Source organism: Neisseria sp. P0008.S010, from assembly GCF_051962715.1.
In the GTDB taxonomy this organism is placed as follows: Bacteria; Pseudomonadota; Gammaproteobacteria; order Burkholderiales; family Neisseriaceae; genus Neisseria; species Neisseria elongata.
This window is the reverse complement of sequence record NZ_JBQCVA010000409.1, coordinates 1-241: the sequence shown is the minus strand read 5'-3', so window position 1 is coordinate 241 and position 241 is coordinate 1. Positions and strand designations below refer to the sequence as shown.

General features: G+C 49.4%; 1 rRNA gene. It reads left to right on the top strand.

What is annotated here, in order from left to right:
- Positions 1-241: ribosomal RNA gene (locus ACTHSL_RS14120) — 16S ribosomal RNA — on the top strand; the annotation flags it as partial.

The following is a 241-nucleotide window of genomic DNA, read 5'->3' as shown; positions in this document are numbered from 1 at the left end:
CACGTAGGTGGATATTTAAGTCGGAAGTGAAAGCCCTGGGCTTAACCTAGGAATTGCCTCCGATACTGGATGTCTCGAGTATGGTAGAGGGTAGTGGAATTTCCGGTGTAGCGGTGAAATGCGTAGATATCGGAAGGAACACCAGTGGCGAAAGCGGCTACCTGGACCAATACTGACACTTAGGTGCGAAAGCGTGGGGAGCAAACAGGATTAGATACCCTAGTAGTCCTGTCTCTTATAC